The organism is Occallatibacter riparius, assembly GCF_025264625.1.
GTDB lineage: Bacteria > Acidobacteriota > Terriglobia > Terriglobales > Acidobacteriaceae > Telmatobacter > Telmatobacter riparius.
In genome coordinates, this window is the sequence record NZ_CP093313.1 from 6,180,796 (window position 1) to 6,195,219 (window position 14,424).

At 61.1% G+C, this 14,424-nt stretch carries 9 protein-coding genes; 3 read left to right on the top strand and 6 right to left on the bottom strand.

The window, feature by feature from the left end:
- Positions 1-47: 47 nt before the first annotated feature.
- Complete coding sequence (locus MOP44_RS25265) at positions 48-3,272, top strand: TonB-dependent receptor (RefSeq protein WP_260793309.1); 3,225 nt, start codon at positions 48-50, stop codon at positions 3,270-3,272.
- 76 nt (positions 3,273-3,348) lie between these two features.
- Here the strand turns inward: MOP44_RS25265 and MOP44_RS25270 are convergent, their stop codons facing one another.
- Both MOP44_RS25270 and MOP44_RS25275 read right to left on the bottom strand, forming a co-directional pair.
- Complete coding sequence (locus MOP44_RS25270; RefSeq protein ID WP_260793311.1) at positions 3,349-4,341, bottom strand: VWA domain-containing protein; 993 nt, start codon at positions 4,339-4,341, stop codon at positions 3,349-3,351.
- A 253-nt stretch (positions 4,342-4,594) separates the two neighbouring features.
- The gene (locus MOP44_RS25275; RefSeq protein ID WP_260793312.1) at positions 4,595-5,350 is read right to left on the bottom strand and encodes a molybdenum cofactor biosynthesis protein MoaE; all 756 of its coding nucleotides are present in this window, start codon (positions 5,348-5,350) and stop codon (positions 4,595-4,597) included.
- A 126-nt stretch (positions 5,351-5,476) separates the two neighbouring features.
- Here MOP44_RS25275 and MOP44_RS25280 point away from each other — a divergent pair, with 126 nt between their 5' ends.
- Entirely contained in the window at positions 5,477-6,115 is a 639-nt protein-coding gene (locus MOP44_RS25280; protein WP_260793314.1) for an MEDS domain-containing protein, read from the top strand.
- 701 nt (positions 6,116-6,816) lie between these two features.
- Here the strand turns inward: MOP44_RS25280 and lon are convergent.
- The 4 genes from lon to MOP44_RS25300 form a co-directional block, all read right to left on the bottom strand.
- Entirely contained in the window at positions 6,817-9,249 is a 2,433-nt protein-coding gene (gene lon / locus MOP44_RS25285) for an endopeptidase La (RefSeq protein WP_260793316.1), read from the bottom strand.
- Between the two features lie 342 nt (positions 9,250-9,591).
- Positions 9,592-9,882 carry a hypothetical protein gene (locus MOP44_RS25290; RefSeq protein ID WP_260793318.1) on the bottom strand — a complete coding sequence of 97 codons (291 nt, stop codon included), beginning with the start codon at positions 9,880-9,882 and terminating at the stop codon, positions 9,592-9,594.
- Positions 9,879-10,310 carry a hypothetical protein gene (locus MOP44_RS25295; RefSeq protein ID WP_260793320.1) on the bottom strand — a complete coding sequence of 144 codons (432 nt, stop codon included), beginning with the start codon at positions 10,308-10,310 and terminating at the stop codon, positions 9,879-9,881. Before MOP44_RS25295 ends, MOP44_RS25290 begins: the two co-directional genes overlap by 4 nt.
- Positions 10,307-11,098: an RNA polymerase sigma factor gene (locus MOP44_RS25300; RefSeq protein ID WP_313901034.1), complete on the bottom strand. Its 792-nt coding sequence runs from the start codon at positions 11,096-11,098 to the stop codon at positions 10,307-10,309. The genes MOP44_RS25295 and MOP44_RS25300 overlap by 4 nt, the downstream gene beginning before the upstream one ends.
- A 137-nt stretch (positions 11,099-11,235) precedes the next feature.
- On the opposite strand from MOP44_RS25300, the gene MOP44_RS25305 reads away from it, so the two are divergent.
- On the top strand, positions 11,236-14,412 hold the full coding sequence (locus MOP44_RS25305) for a POTRA domain-containing protein (RefSeq protein WP_260793321.1): 3,177 nt from the start codon (positions 11,236-11,238) through the stop codon (positions 14,410-14,412).
- Positions 14,413-14,424 lie beyond the last annotated feature (12 nt).

Below are 14,424 nucleotides of genomic sequence, written 5' to 3' on the forward strand. Positions count from 1 at the left end.
CAGCACATTCCGATTCACCCTTTTTGCAGTCTTAACGGAGGTCTTACGTGATTTCTCTTAGGAAGCTGTATATTCCGGCATTCCTCTTGTCACTCCTGGTTGCCCTGCCCGCTGCTGCGCAAATCGTCGGAGGCACCATCAGCGGAACCGTGCACGACCCCAGCGGCGCCGCGCTCTCCGGCGCAAGCGTCATTGTCCGCCAGGTTGAAACCGGCGCAACCCGCACGCTGACCACCTCGCCCGATGGCCGCTTCTACGCCCCGTCCGTCCCCGTCGGTCACTATTCCGTCTCCGTGAAAGCTGACGGCTTCGATCCGCAGCAGCGCTCCGGCTTTGACCTCACCGTCGGCCAGAGCCTCTCCGTCGACTTCGTCCTCGGCATCGCCAATGTCGAGCAGCAGGTCGAAGTCGACGCCGCCGGCGAAGCCATCAACACCAGCACGCAATCCGTCTCCGGCCTCGTCGACGAGCGCCAGGTCAAAGAGCTTCCCCTCAACGGCCGCAGCTACGACCAACTCATCACCCTCAATCCCGGCACCGTGAACTACACCGGCCAGCGCTCCGGCGGAACCGGCACCTCCAACTCCTCCGTCGGCAACATGTTCTCCGTCAGCGGCCGCCGCCCTCAGGACAATCTCTTCCTCCTCAACGGCATTGAATACACCGGCGCATCGCTCATCAACGTCACCCCCGGCGGCACCAGCGGCCAGCTCCTCGGCGTCGATGCCGTAAAGGAATTCAACGTGGTCAGCGACACCTACGGCGCCAGCTATGGCAAGCGCTCGGGCGCGCAGGTCAGCGTCATCACCACTTCGGGCACCAACAACCTCCACGGCACCGCATTCGAGTTCATCCGGAACAGCGCCTTTGACGCCCGCAACTACTTCGACCAGGGCGACATCCCCAACTTCCAGCGCAACCAGTTCGGCGGCTCGCTCGGCGGACCCATCCGCAAGAACAAGCTCTTCCTCTTCGGCAACTACGAAGGCTTCCGCCAGGCCTGGGGACTCACCGCCGTCACCTTCGTTCCCGACAACCGCGCTCGTCAGGGCTATCTGCCCAACTCCTCCGGCGGCGAAACCTACGTCGGCGTCGATCCCTCCGTAAAACCTCTGCTCGATCTATGGCCCGTTCAGAACGGCCCCGAGCTCGGCGGCGGAATCGCCAAAGCCTTCAGCAATCCCAAGCAGCATATCCGCGAAGACTTCGGCACCGCGCGCGTCGACCACAACATCACCGCCAACGACCTCCTCTTCGGCGTCTACACAATCGACGACAGCTCGGCGAACTCACCCTCCCAAAACCCGCTCAGCCTCATCGATGAAACCCTCCGCGCGCAGGTCGCCAGCATCCAGGAGCAGCACGTCTTCTCCACCTCCCTGCTCAACACCGCGCGCTTCGGCTACTCGCGAGCCAGCTTCTTCTTCACCGGATACTCGCCCATCGATGTCCCCGGCTGGGTCGCCGGCAAGCCCATCGGCACCATCGTCGTGAGCGGCAGCACCGCATCCAACGGCGCATCGCAGATCACTCAGGCCGGCACCAACACCGGCAGCAACAACGACTCCACCCGCAACCTCTTCACCTTCGACGACCACGTCTACTGGACCCACGGCAAGCACGAAATCGAATTCGGCGGCTGGATCCAGCGCCAGCAGGCAAACGACATCCTCGCCCAGAACCAGTACGGCCAGGCCTCGTTCGCCGACCTACAGACCCTCCTTCAGGGCACGGTTAAAACCTTCACCGTCGTGCCTTCGCCCACCAAGCTCGGCTGGCGATCGCTCTTCGGCGCTGTCTTTGTTGAAGACACCTGGAAGGTTTCGCCGCGCCTTGAACTCCGCGCCGGCTTCCGCTTCGAATCCTCCAACGGCTGGAACGAGTCCCAGGGCCGCGCCTCCAACTACGCCATCGTCGACGGCGTCCTCCAGACCGACCCCATCGTTGGCAACTCAGCCCTCAGCAAGAATCGCGCAAAGTTCCTTCCCGAGCCCCGCGTCGGCTTTGCCTGGAACGTCTGGGGCAACGGCAAAACCGCCGTCCACGGCGGCTTCGGCATCTACAACGGCCTGCTCGACACCCTCAACTATCGCCTCGACCAGACCGCCCCATTCAACACCACGCAGTCTCTCTCCAACGTCAAGGTCGCAGACCTCCAGATCACCCCCGGCACACCCCCTCCGGCCGGCTCCAAAATCTCGCCCAGCAACGTGCAGCCCGATCTCAACACCCCCGAAGTCCTCGAGTGGAACCTCCGCATCGAGCAGCAGCTCGCGCCGCGCACGTCGCTCTCCGTCGGCTACGTCGGCTCGCACAGCTATCACCAGATCCTCTCCGCGGACCTGAACCAGCCAGTCCCCAGCTACACGCCCGACGGCAAGATCTACTATCCCTTCGCGAAGGACGCTAAAGGCCCGGCTTTCGCCAATCCCAAGCTCGCCAACACTACCTCGTGGATCTCCCCAGGCGCCGGTCTCTACAGCGGCTTCGTCGCCGACGTCCGCCGCACCTTCGGCCAGGGATTCCAGATTCGTGGCAACTACACCTGGTCGAAGAATCTCGACAACGGCTCCGCCTGGAATACCAGCGTCAGCGCCAACACCCCCGCCTATGTCGAGTTCCCGCTGAACCCCAAGCTCGACTGGGGTCCCGGCGCAACCGACATCCGGAACGCCGCCTCCATCAACGCCAGCTACGAGCTTCCCTTCGGCCCTGGCCACGCCCTGCTCGCCCACGCCACAGGACTCACCCGCTCCGCCGCCACCGGCTGGACCGTCAGCAGCATCATCGCTTCGCAGTCGGGCTTCCCCTTCACCCCGCAGCTCGGCTATAACCCCACGCTCAACGGCGACACGCGCAACCCCGTCCGCCCCAACTGGAACCCCGACTACCACGGCAAGCTGTATCCCAAGACCGCCGCGCAGTGGTTCGATCCCAACGCGTTCCTGCCGCCCACCATCACCTTCGATACCCCCACCTGCGGCAGCAGCAACACCTGCGGCACCTACGGCAACGTACGCCGCGACTCGCTCCAAGGCCCCGGCCTCACCACGGTCGACTTCTCGGTATCGAAGAACACCCGCTTCACCGAGCGCACCGGCCTCCAGTTCCGCGCCGAGTTCTTCAATCTCCTCAACCACACCAACTTCCTCACGCCCAACCCGGTGACCTACACGTCAGCCACGTCGGGAATCTCCCCCACCGCTGGCGTCATCACCGCAACCTCCACAACCTCGCGCCAGATCCAATTCGGCGCCAAGCTGGAGTTCTAACCACCTGCGGTGGGGCCAACTGCCTTCGGCCACCAGAGCTAAGCTAGTGGCTGAAGTCAGTTGGCTCTCACTTGAATCAATCGATGGGCACCCTTCTCTTCGGCTGCTCCGGCGGCTCCGAATAATACCCGGCCTTATATCGAATATTGAACTGCTCCGCCGCCGCCCTCGGCACCGTCACGCTCACGCGATGAAAGCTGATCCCGGGCTCCTGCTTGTGCGGATAGTAGCCGATCATGTATTGCGTACGCAGATCGTCGCTGACCTTCGCAAAAGCCTTGTCCAGGCCGCCCTGCTCGGCATAAAAGCTCTTCCCGCCCGTCTGCTCGGCCAGCGTAATCAGCGCGTGCTCGCCGCCCAGGTCGCGCCCCGCGCTCGCTTCAATCGGCACGTCGATGATCGAGTAGATCATCACTTCCCCGCGCAGCGCATGCTCCAGCGCGTCGTCATAGGTACTGTTCTTGGCCGTGTCCCCGCCATCGGAAACAATCACCAGCACCTTGCGCCCCTTCTTCGACGCAAGCGAGTCCGAGGCGGCATAGATCGCGTCGTAAAGCGCTGTCGCATCTCCGCCTTTCAGTGAGTTGAGTCCGTGATCGAGCTGGCCCACCTTGTTCGTAAACGGCACCAGCAGGTTCACGAAGGTGGCGAACTCGATAAGGCTCATCTGGTCCTGCTCCCGCATCAGCGCATGGATGAACGTCTTCGACGCATCGCGCTCGCGGGTGCGGTCAATCGCCGTGCTGGCGCTGGTGTCAATCGCCAGAATCAGCGACAGCGGCATCGCCGACTCGCGCTCAAACACCGCAATCTCCTGCGGCCGACCGTCTTCAAGAATCTTGAAGTCGTCTTTCGTGAGCCCGCCGACAATCGACCCGTTCCGGTCTGTCACGTTGACGAACAAATTCACCAGCTTCGATTCAATCCGAAACGTCGCGCCCGAATCCTCCTGCGCGCCTGCCGACGGAGCGAGGACCGGCAACAGAACGGCACAGAAGAGCGCCCGCCGAAAAAGCGAAGTTTTGATGGGGCAGGACTTCACTGCTTGCTGGAAAAGGCCATTCGGCACAGGTCTTGTATCAGGGGCTGCCTTCAGGCAGCCCACATGCGGCTCTATTCGTTGATCCTGGGCTTTAGCCCCTGCCAAAGCTGACTCGCTGAAAAGGCCTGATCTCGTTTTTTTCAACAAGCTGTTCGGTCGTGCCGTTAAACCGCCCAGAACAACCGCGGCTTTAGCCGCTGAGGGAGGGTTTTGCGCTCTCAGCGCAACGCTATCGTTCTGCCCAAAACCACCTGCAGGCGTCCGCCTCTGAGCGAAGGATTTACCCATGCGCCGGCTCCCCGCGCCCAGCCGCAATGTCTTCCGGAAACGGCTCTCCATCGGCCCACACAGCGCCATCCACGAAGGTCTCCTTCTTCCAGATCGGTACCGTCTTCTTAAGCGTATCGATCAGCCACCGCGAAGCCTCGTAGGCCTGCGCGCGATGCGCCGAAGCCACCACGATCAGCACACTGGTCTCGCCCACCAGCAGCCGCCCCAGCCGGTGTACGATGACGACCTGGCGCACGCCAAAACGGCTAACGGATTCCTGGGCTAGTTCGCGCATCTGCTTGCCGGCCATCTCCTCATACGCTTCATAGTCGAGATGAAGCGTTTGGCGCCCGCGCGAGTTGTTCCGCACGATCCCGTCGAACACGACAACCGCGCCGTCCTCGCCCTTCTTGATCGCTTCGATGATCTCTGCTGATTCGATCGGGACGCGATACAGCGCAGTCGCGGTCCGCAGCCCCTGTCCACGAATGAGGTGTGCAAGGGAAGAAGGATCCGGTTCACCGGACCCACCCGATACCGGCGGCAGCAACCCCACCTCATCGCCCTCGCGCAGCATCTGCGCCGCCTGCGCATACTCATGATTCACGCTGACCGCAATGCTCGCCCACGTCGACGCGGGCACAGCCGCAGGCGCCGCCGCCAGCCGCTCGAGCAGCGTCGCCACCGTCGCGCCCTCAGGCAGTTCCAAGGTGGATGCGCCGAGCCAGTCTTTCAGGATTCCGAAGGGAAGAACGCGTATTTGCATCGAGATAAAGAATAGCGCCTCAACTGACTTAGACGCGCCCGATGGCGTTTCATGTTCCCGGCGCTCCACCTCCGCCGCGCAACAGGCAGAACCCGCACCATCGCGCACGCTATAATCAGCGAGTTCATGGAGCCGGCTTCCCGCCATCAATGCCTTATCTACGGGGGTCCGCCGTCACGTCACCTGCCGGCCCTCGCTGCACTCCTGCGCCAAAAACTCCACCAGAACTTCCGCTGCCTCTACTTCAACAGTCCGCCCATGGTCACAGGCCTGCAGTCCTACCTCGCCGCGGCCGGTCTCGACGTCAACCACGAGCTCAAGAAGGGCAGCCTGCTCCTGTCTTCCGATCAGGGCCACCTCGTTGACGGCCTGTTTCACGCCGACACCATGCTTGAAGGGCTCGAGCTCGCCGCCCATCAGGCCCAGTCCGACGGCTACGAGGGCCTGTTTGCCGTCGGCGACATGACCTGGGAACTCGGCCTCGACCGCGACATCAAAAAGCTCCTTCAGTACGAATGGAAGCTCGAACAGCTCTTCCACCGCTGCCCTGCCCTCACCGGCATCTGCATGTATCACTCCGATACGCTTCCCCGTGAGCTGGTCCAGCACGGAACCCTCTCCCACGGCTCCATCTTCGTCAATCAGACGCTCTCCATCATCAATCCCTTCCACGTCCACACCGGCGCTCCCCGCCAACCGGTCCAAACCCTCGGCACCGAAGTCGAGGCGTTTTTGTCGAGAGTGATGCCCGAGACAATGAGCTAGCGCGCTGCTGGCTGCCCCAACTCCCGGTTCTAAGGAAACTCTGTCATCCTGAGCACCGGGTGCCCCATCCAAGCTCTGCTTGGGTGGGAGATCACCTACTCGCGCCTCCACCATCATCCCGGACTTTCGCGGGAGTGATCTGCATCCTGCCTCCCGTAGGGAGGCATCGAAAATAGCCCAGGCCGGGGTCCCCAGCGACAGGTCTTCGTCGCTGGGGTGGAGGCCGGAGCGAAGCGACGTCCTGGGACAACGCGGCCTAGCGTGAACCTCCCGACCGAGAACCTGGCGCGAGCCGTGACCACCATCACAGCCCGGCTTCCCCAAACGCGCTAATCTTTTCATGTCGTGTACCCTGTTCACGATCGTCGCGTCATCTCTGGATCGATTGAGCCTGTGGTATGAAGTGGGGGGAAGTAAACATGCACCGGAAATGCAGCATGTTTACTAGAGAATTAGCTACCCCTCCCCCTGTTTTTGCTTCTCCGTTTATTCGCTTTTCCGGCGGATATTTCGCGCTAAGCACCTGAATAACAGTAAGTTAATCCCGTTATGGTAATCCATATATTCACTTGGCGAAGAAGTGGCGAACCTCGCAAACTTTAACTCATCAGTAAACAAAAAAGGCTGCTCCGCGCTCCCACATTTTTACTAAACAAAAAGGCCGGCAGTTTCGCCGGCCTTTCCTGCACATTCTGCTGCGTTTACGCCGCGGCAGTCACGGGCTGATCCACCGCAGCGGGTGCTGCCACGTGCCGCACCTTGAACTGCGGCAACGCCACCTCCAGCACATCGTCAATCGTCCGCGCGAAGTGAACCGAGACGCCTTCCATCATCTCCGGCGTCAGATCCTCTTCCACGTCCTGCTTGTTGTCCGCCGGCAGAATCACGGTTGTGACTCCGGCACGGCGCGCGGCAAGGAACTTCTCCTTTATGCCGCCCACCGGAAGCACATTGCCGCTCAGCGTAATCTCGCCCGTCATCGCCGTCTTCTCATGCACCGGCGTATCCGAAAGCAGCGATGCCAGCACCGTTGCCATCGTCACACCCGCCGAAGGACCGTCCTTCGGGATCGCGCCCGAAGGCACGTGAATGTGGATGTCGAGATCCTTATTGAAGTCCTCCGGCAATCCCAGTCGGCTCGAGTTCGAACGCACCCACGTCAGCGCGGCCTGCATGGATTCCTGCATGACCTCGCCAATCTGCCCAGTGATCGTGAAGCTTCCCTTGCCCTTCATCTTGTTCGCCTCGATGAAGAGCACATCGCCGCCGGCCGGCGTCCACGCCAGGCCCACAGCCACGCCCGGACGCTTCACGCGCTCCGCCACTTCGGTCTCAACGCGTACCTGGATGTTGCCCAGGAACTCCTTGATGACCTCGAACGAAACGATCAGCTTCTCCTTCTTGCCTTCCACCACGCGGCGCGCTTCCTTCCGGCAAATGGTGCCGATCACCTGCTCCAGCTTCCGCACGCCGGCTTCGCGCGTGTAGTGCCGGATCACGTGCCGCACCGCCTCATCCGGGAACTCGATCTGCTCCGGCGTAATGCCGTTCTCCTTGATCTGCCGCGGAATCAGATAGCGTTTCGCGATATGCAGCTTCTCTTCCTCGCTGTAGCCCTGCAGCGGAATCAGTTCCATGCGGTCCAGCAGCGGCGGGGGCACCGTGTCGAGCATGTTCGCCGTGCAGATAAACAGCACCTTCGACAAGTCGAACGGCACGTCGAGATAGTTGTCGCGGAACGTGTTGTTCTGTTCCGGATCCAGCGTCTCAAGCAGCGCCGAAGCCGGATCGCCGCGGAAGTCGCGTCCCAGCTTGTCGATCTCGTCCAGCATGATCACCGGGTCGTTGGTTTCCGCCCGGCGAATGCTCTGGATGATCTGCCCCGGCAACGCTCCTATATAGGTGCGCCGGTGCCCGCGAATCTCGGCCTCGTCATGCATGCCGCCCAGCGAGATGCGCTGGAACTTGCGTCCCAGGGCGCGCGCAATCGAGCGGCCCAGCGAAGTCTTGCCCACGCCTGGAGGCCCGACAAAGCACAGAATCGGCCCCTTCATGTCGGGCTTGAGTTCCAGCACCGACAGGTAATCGAGGATGCGATCCTTCACCTTGCGCAGTTCGTAGTGATCCTCGTCCAGAATGTCCTTGGCCTTGGTGATGTCGATCGTCGAGCCCGACGACTTCGCCCACGGCAGCACCGCCAGCCACTCAATATAGTTGCGCGTGAGCGAGTAGTCGGCGGCCATCGGAGACATGCGGCCGAGGCGAGACAGTTCCTTCATCGCCTCCTTCTTCACGTCCTCCGGCATGCCGGCTTCATCAATCTTCTTGCGCAGGTCTTCGACCTCACGCTGGCCCTCGTCCTGCTCGCCCAGTTCCTTCTGGATGGCCTTCATCTGCTCGCGCAGATAGTAGTCCCGCTGCGACTGCTGGACCTGGTCCTGCACCTCGTTCTGGATCTTGGCGCGAAGCTGCTGTACCTCAATCTCCTTGGCGAGATGCGTATTGATCAGCTCCAGCCGCGCGCCGACGCTCGGCGTCTCGAGAAGCTGCTGCTTGTCGTCGGTAGTCAGGAACGGCAACGACGAGGCAACAAAGTCCACCAGCCTGCCCGGCTCCTCAATATTGGCCGCGATCGTGCGCAGTTCATCCGACAGCGTCGGCGACTCGGAGACAATCTGCTGAAACTGGCCGATCACAACCCGGACCAGTGCCTCCACCGAGGATGTGCTCTCGTGCTCGCCGGCTTCCAGCGGCTCAACTTCGGCAACCATGAACGGCTCGGTCTGCACATACCGCACCAGCTTCACTCGCTCCACGCCTTCGGTGAAGACGAAGCGACTTTGGTTCGGCATCCGGACTACCTTGTGCACCGTGGCCAGGGTGCCGACCTCGTGCATATCCGCCGGACTGGGCGAATCAAGGCGAGCGTCTTTCTGAGCGGTGACGGCAATGGTGCGCTCGTCCCCCAGCGACTCAATCAGCTGGATCGAGCTTTCACGTCCGACGGTAAGCGGCAGAACAGCATGGGGAAAAAGGACGGTATCCCGCACGGGAAGCACGGGTATGCGCCGGAGGCCTGAGGCAGGTGTCTCGGGAGATTTCGGCGTGGCAACTAATGGGTTCTGTTCAGGCATTGAGTGTCCTCTTGTCAACTTCTCTTACATTAGAGAGCGCAGTATACCAAAAGTTTCGAGATTCTGGCCGCCCGCATCGACTGCCCTGGATTACGGTCGCGGCCGCCCTGCTGTTCCCTTAGACAGCGCGCACCCTGCCTTGGAGTTGCTACAGTTTTCGCCCCACACCAATGTCTTGATGCCAGCCGGAACTGCTCCCAAAGCATATCGGCCACACCCACGCGAAGGTGAGTGTGGCCGATAGGGATGAATCAACACTGCGACGAATTAAAGGCTGGCGCCATGAAACTGTCCCCTCCGTGAAGGGTAGAAACGACGCGTGACGCCGGCCGGGCGGGGAGTTTATCCCCGGCTGGGTTGTTTTTCGGTGACTTCCGGTTCTTTGGGTTCCTCGCTGTCCTTATCGCGACCGATCGCGGACTGGATCTGTTCCCACAAGCGGTCCGGCGGATCCTCCACCGGGAAGAGCTGGCGGGCAGCCTCGGCAATCGTCTCCAGATCTTGCAAGAGGGCACGGCACAGAGCACAGCTTTGGACGTGAGGATGCCCCGACAGGTCTTCGCCGGAGCCGATCATCTCCGGCATATGCGACTGGAACTCCTCACATGTCATGTCTTTCAGGTTTTCGGTCATCGCCATCCCTCCCTGGGATGCGGCGGAGACTTGTGCCCGGCAGTCCTGATTTGCGTTCCGTGAGCCGGAAAGCTTCTCTCGCCCAACTGGTCATCGTTCGCCATGGCGTTGTCCTGTGGATTCCAATTCTCCATCACTTTGGTGCGAAAAACCAGGCGCAACCCGGGCATAGGATACGACATGCGTTCGTCGATCTCTCCCAGTGGTGCAATTTCTTCGCTGATCTTTTCCCACACGTTATCGGAAGGGTCGACATCGGGAAAGAGTTGCTGCGCGGCCTGAGCAATTGCTTCAAGGTCGGCAATCAGCGCCCGATGTATCCTGCAGTTCCTCACGTGCGGATGCGCGAAGATATCCTCTCCGGAAGCTACCAGCTGGGGCATCGCCGCGGTGAATTCTTCACACGTCATATGCCGGCGGTTCTTCATGGGCGCCGCCCTTCTCTCCGGGGAATGGTCCGCATGGCGTCCCGCAATTTGAGGCGGGCCTTGTGTAGCTGCGATTTGCTGTTACCGATCGAGCAGTCGAGCATGGCGGCGATCTCATTGTGCTCGTAGCCTTCGATATCGTGCAGGACAAAAATCAGACGATATCCGGCCGGCAGATCGGAGATGGCGCGCTCCAGCGCGAGCCGATCAATAGAGCCGGTCAAAGAAAGGTCGGGAGCGCCAAAGCTGCGGCCTGGACCTTCCTCGGGCGTCGGTTCCATAGCCTCGTCAAGGCTGATCACCGAAAGTCCCTTCTTGCGAAGATGCATGAGCACCACATTGATCGCCAGTCGGTGCAGCCATGTGGAAAACGCAGAGTCGCCGCGGAAAGTAGCGATCTTGCGATGCAGCTGAAGGAACGCTTCCTGCGTCAAATCCTCAGCTTCAGCCACGTTTCCGACCATGCGCAGGCACAGCGAGTAAATGCGCCGCTTGTGGAGGGAATACAGCTGTGCGAATGCATAGTGGTCACCGGCCTGGGCGCGCGCCAGAATATCAGCGTCGCTTCCGGGTGCGGGTGGTACGGCAGGTTTGGGGATAGCGGAGTCTGCAGGTGCGGTGGTATCGCCATTGTCCTGAACAGCCGTCGAAGTTTCCGTCTCGGATTCCTCGGCAGCGGCGGTCCGGATCGGAGTCACATTGGAAGTCTGCATAGTTGACCTGCTTAGCGTCATTCGTTTCCTTGGAGGACCGACCGAAAGGTCGCGAAGGGCTGCGCCGCTCATCATTCCTCGTTAGTATAGGGGGCAGCGGTTTGAAGTGGCAGAAGATCGGCTGAATCGCCGGGATCCTAAGCCTCGCTGATACCTGTTTAGATGCAGCTTTCCGGGCAAGTGTTGATCGGCGGCAAATTGGGAGTACGGATTTGAGGTCTGCAGACAGGGGAAGAGGCGGCGCGGTTCATAAGCGGCTATTTGCGTGCGTGCTGCTCGCCGTTCTCTTCAATATTTCGGCGATAGCGAAAGCGGGTCCGGTGGGCCCGGAACAGGACCAGGCGGCGCAACTTCAGGGCCAGCCGGTTCGCCATATCTTATTTGAGGGAATAGCCGCCGAGCGGATCGCCGCCCTGGAAGGCAAACTGCCGCAAAAGATCGGCGCTCCGCTCGACTCACAGAAGATTGCAGACAGCCTGCGTGAACTCTTCGCCACGGGTCTCTTTGATGCCGTGGACGTCTCGGCAGAACAGGGACCCGACGGCATAACCGTCATTTTTCAGGGAAAGCCCCGAATGTTCATCGGCAGGGTGACGGTGGCCGGCGCCAAGGGCGGCACCGTGAACACGCAGTTGGAACGAGCCGCGCGTCTCAACCCCGGCACACGCCTGACCAAGGCCAAGATGGCCCAGGCTGAGATCGCCATGCGCACGGTGCTGGCGCAAAACGGCTACAACGAGCCGACAATCAAGCACGAATTCACCGAGCACTCGCAGGAGCAACTCACCGACATCGCCTTTCAGATCGTTTCCGGCCCGCGGGCCCGCATAGGCGACGTGACGGTCACGGGCGATCCGGGCATGACAGTGGCCGAGTTCCGCAGCCTTGGCAAGCTGAAGGCCGGTGCAGCAGTCGACCGCGACACCGTGAGCCGCGCGCTTACGTCGATTCTCAAGCACTACCGAAAGCAGAAGCACCTCGAAGCTGAGATCAAGCTGGAGTCGCAGGAGTACGCCGCACACCGTGTGAATTACCGGTTCACGGCCAACCGAGGACGCGTTGTGAAGGTAGTTGTGGAGGGTGCGAGCCTGAGCGACGACCACATCGAAAAGCTGGTGCCTGTCTTTGAAGAAGGTACGGTAGACGACGACCTGCTGAACGAGGGCAACCGGCGCATACGCAACTACTTCCAAAGTCTCGGGTATTTCGATGTAAAGGTAGACCACCAGACGTCAACGCCGCCGGCCGGCGAAGTACTGATCGCCTTCAACGTGAACCTGGGACCGCGTCGCAGCGTGGAGAAGGTTTTAGTAGACGGCAACCACTACTTCAGCTCGGCCACGCTGGAGGATCTGTTGAGCGTTCACTCGGCCAGTTCCTTCGATCGTCACGGCGCTTACAGCCAGGCACTGGTGTCCTCCGACGTCGCCGCGCTGGAGGCGGTCTACAAGAACAACGGATTTTCCGATGTGAAGGTGACTCCGGAGACGCTATCCGGCGCCCCGCCTCCAGGTTCTCCGCAGGCTCCGCCTCCGTCTCAGGATCCCGCTTCGCAGCTTAGGCTTGTGTACCACATTCAAGAAGGACAACAGCAGCGGGTTGGGTCTCTGCTCTTCGAGGGAAATGATCACCTCACTTCACAGGAGCTTGCCTCCCAGCTGAACACAGAATCGGGCCAGTTGCTCTCCGCGCAGAACCTTGCCGCTGACCGTGACACTTTGGCCTCACAGTACGTGAGCAAGGGATTCGATCAGGTGCGCGTTGAGGTGGAACAGACCACCGAGGCGGGCGACACAACAAAAGCCGACGTGACGTTCCGGATTACCGAGGGACCGCAGATCTTCGTGCGCAACGTGCTGATGACCGGCCTGCACTACACGCGTCCGCAGACCGTTGCGAAGGCCATAACGATCAAGCCCGGCGATCCGCTGAACCAGCAGGCGATGGAAGAGACACAGCGAAACATGTATGACTTCGGGCTCTTCAGCGAGATCAACATGGCCGTACAGAATCCGAATGGCGGTGAGACGCAGAAGACGATCTTGCTCCAAGCCACCGAGGCGCGAAGATGGACGTTCACCTACGGCGGAGGGTTCGAGGTGCAGACCGGCACGCCCGTGAACGGCTGCCAGGGATATCTTGCGATTGGCATCACTACGTGCACCCCGGAAGGGAAAACCGGAGTCAGCCCCCGGGTACTGGGGGCGTTAACACGGAACAATTTGTTCGGGCGCGAGCAGTCGGCCTCCATCTCCGGGAACTACGGCCTTCTGGAACAAAAGATCGACCTTATTTACCAGAGCCCGCATTTTCTGGGGAGCCGCAACTTCGGTTTCACGTTCACCGGTGGATATGCGAACAGCCAGACGGTGACCACTTACGTCGCCTCTCGCCTCGAAGCGGGCTTTCGCGTCAGCCAGACATACAGCCGTCCGGGATCGGCCCTGCTGCGCGCCAACACGTTCATCTACAGCTACGACTTCCGGCGCGTGAAGGTCGCGCTCGAGAGCCTGCAGGTTTATCCAAGCCTGCTGACGCCGCTGTCCTCGGCGACTCGTGTGGGCGGCCCCAGCATCACCTGGGTGCGCGACACGCGCGACAGCCCTGTCGATTCGCATCGCGGCACGTATACGAGCTTCTCGGAATTCATCTCAGCGGCGCCGTTCGGAGCAGAGGCTCACTTTAACCGCATCGATATGTCCAACTCGAGCTACTACGGCTTCGATAAGGATCGGTGGGTGATCGCCCGCAACACCCGCTACGGCCAGGAGCGCGCGTTCGGTACGGATGCCGCCCGGCTGCTGCCGCTACCGGAACGGCTGTTCTCCGGCGGTGCGACCTCTCTGCGAGGCTTCTCGATCAACGCGGCCGGACCACGGGACCCAGACACCGGCTTCCCGATCGGCGGCGCCGGCGCGCTGGTGAACAGCACGGAATTGCGCTTACCGCCTACTCCGCTTCCCTACCTCGGGAATGCGTTGAGCTTTGTGATCTTTCATGACATGGGCAACATCTTCAATAACTCGAGCGATGTGTGGCCCAGCCTGCTGCGCACCTCGCAGCCCGACCGTGACAAGTGCAAAATTCTCACGAAGCCGATTCCGAACCCCAACCCGCCGCCCCCTGAGATCCTTCCCGAGCCTAGCGGTCCGGAGTATTCCACCGGCAAGTCCGGCCAGTGCCGGTTCGACTATTTCGCGCAGATCCCGGGGCTCGGCATGCGCTACCACACGCCGGTCGGCCCTATCCGGCTGGATTTCAGCTACAACCTGAACCCGCCCATCTATCCCGTGAACGTAGACTATGGCTTGAAAGAACCGTTCTCAGATCAGCACGTTGGCGCAGCGAGCCACTTCAACTTCTTCTTCAGCCTTGGACAGACATTCTGATGCAGGTGGCGC

Coding starts and splice junctions, on each gene's coding strand:
- MOP44_RS25290 (WP_260793318.1), bottom strand. CDS start 9,882: ATGACCGAAAACCTGAAAGACATGACATGTGAGGAGTTCCAGTCGCAT.
- lon (WP_260793316.1), bottom strand. CDS start 9,249: ATGCCTGAACAGAACCCATTAGTTGCCACGCCGAAATCTCCCGAGACA.
- MOP44_RS25295 (WP_260793320.1), bottom strand. CDS start 10,310: ATGAAGAACCGCCGGCATATGACGTGTGAAGAATTCACCGCGGCGATG.
- MOP44_RS25300 (WP_313901034.1), bottom strand. CDS start 11,098: ATGATGAGCGGCGCAGCCCTTCGCGACCTTTCGGTCGGTCCTCCAAGG.
- MOP44_RS25275 (WP_260793312.1), bottom strand. CDS start 5,350: ATGCAAATACGCGTTCTTCCCTTCGGAATCCTGAAAGACTGGCTCGGC.
- MOP44_RS25280 (WP_260793314.1), top strand. CDS start 5,477: ATGGAGCCGGCTTCCCGCCATCAATGCCTTATCTACGGGGGTCCGCCG.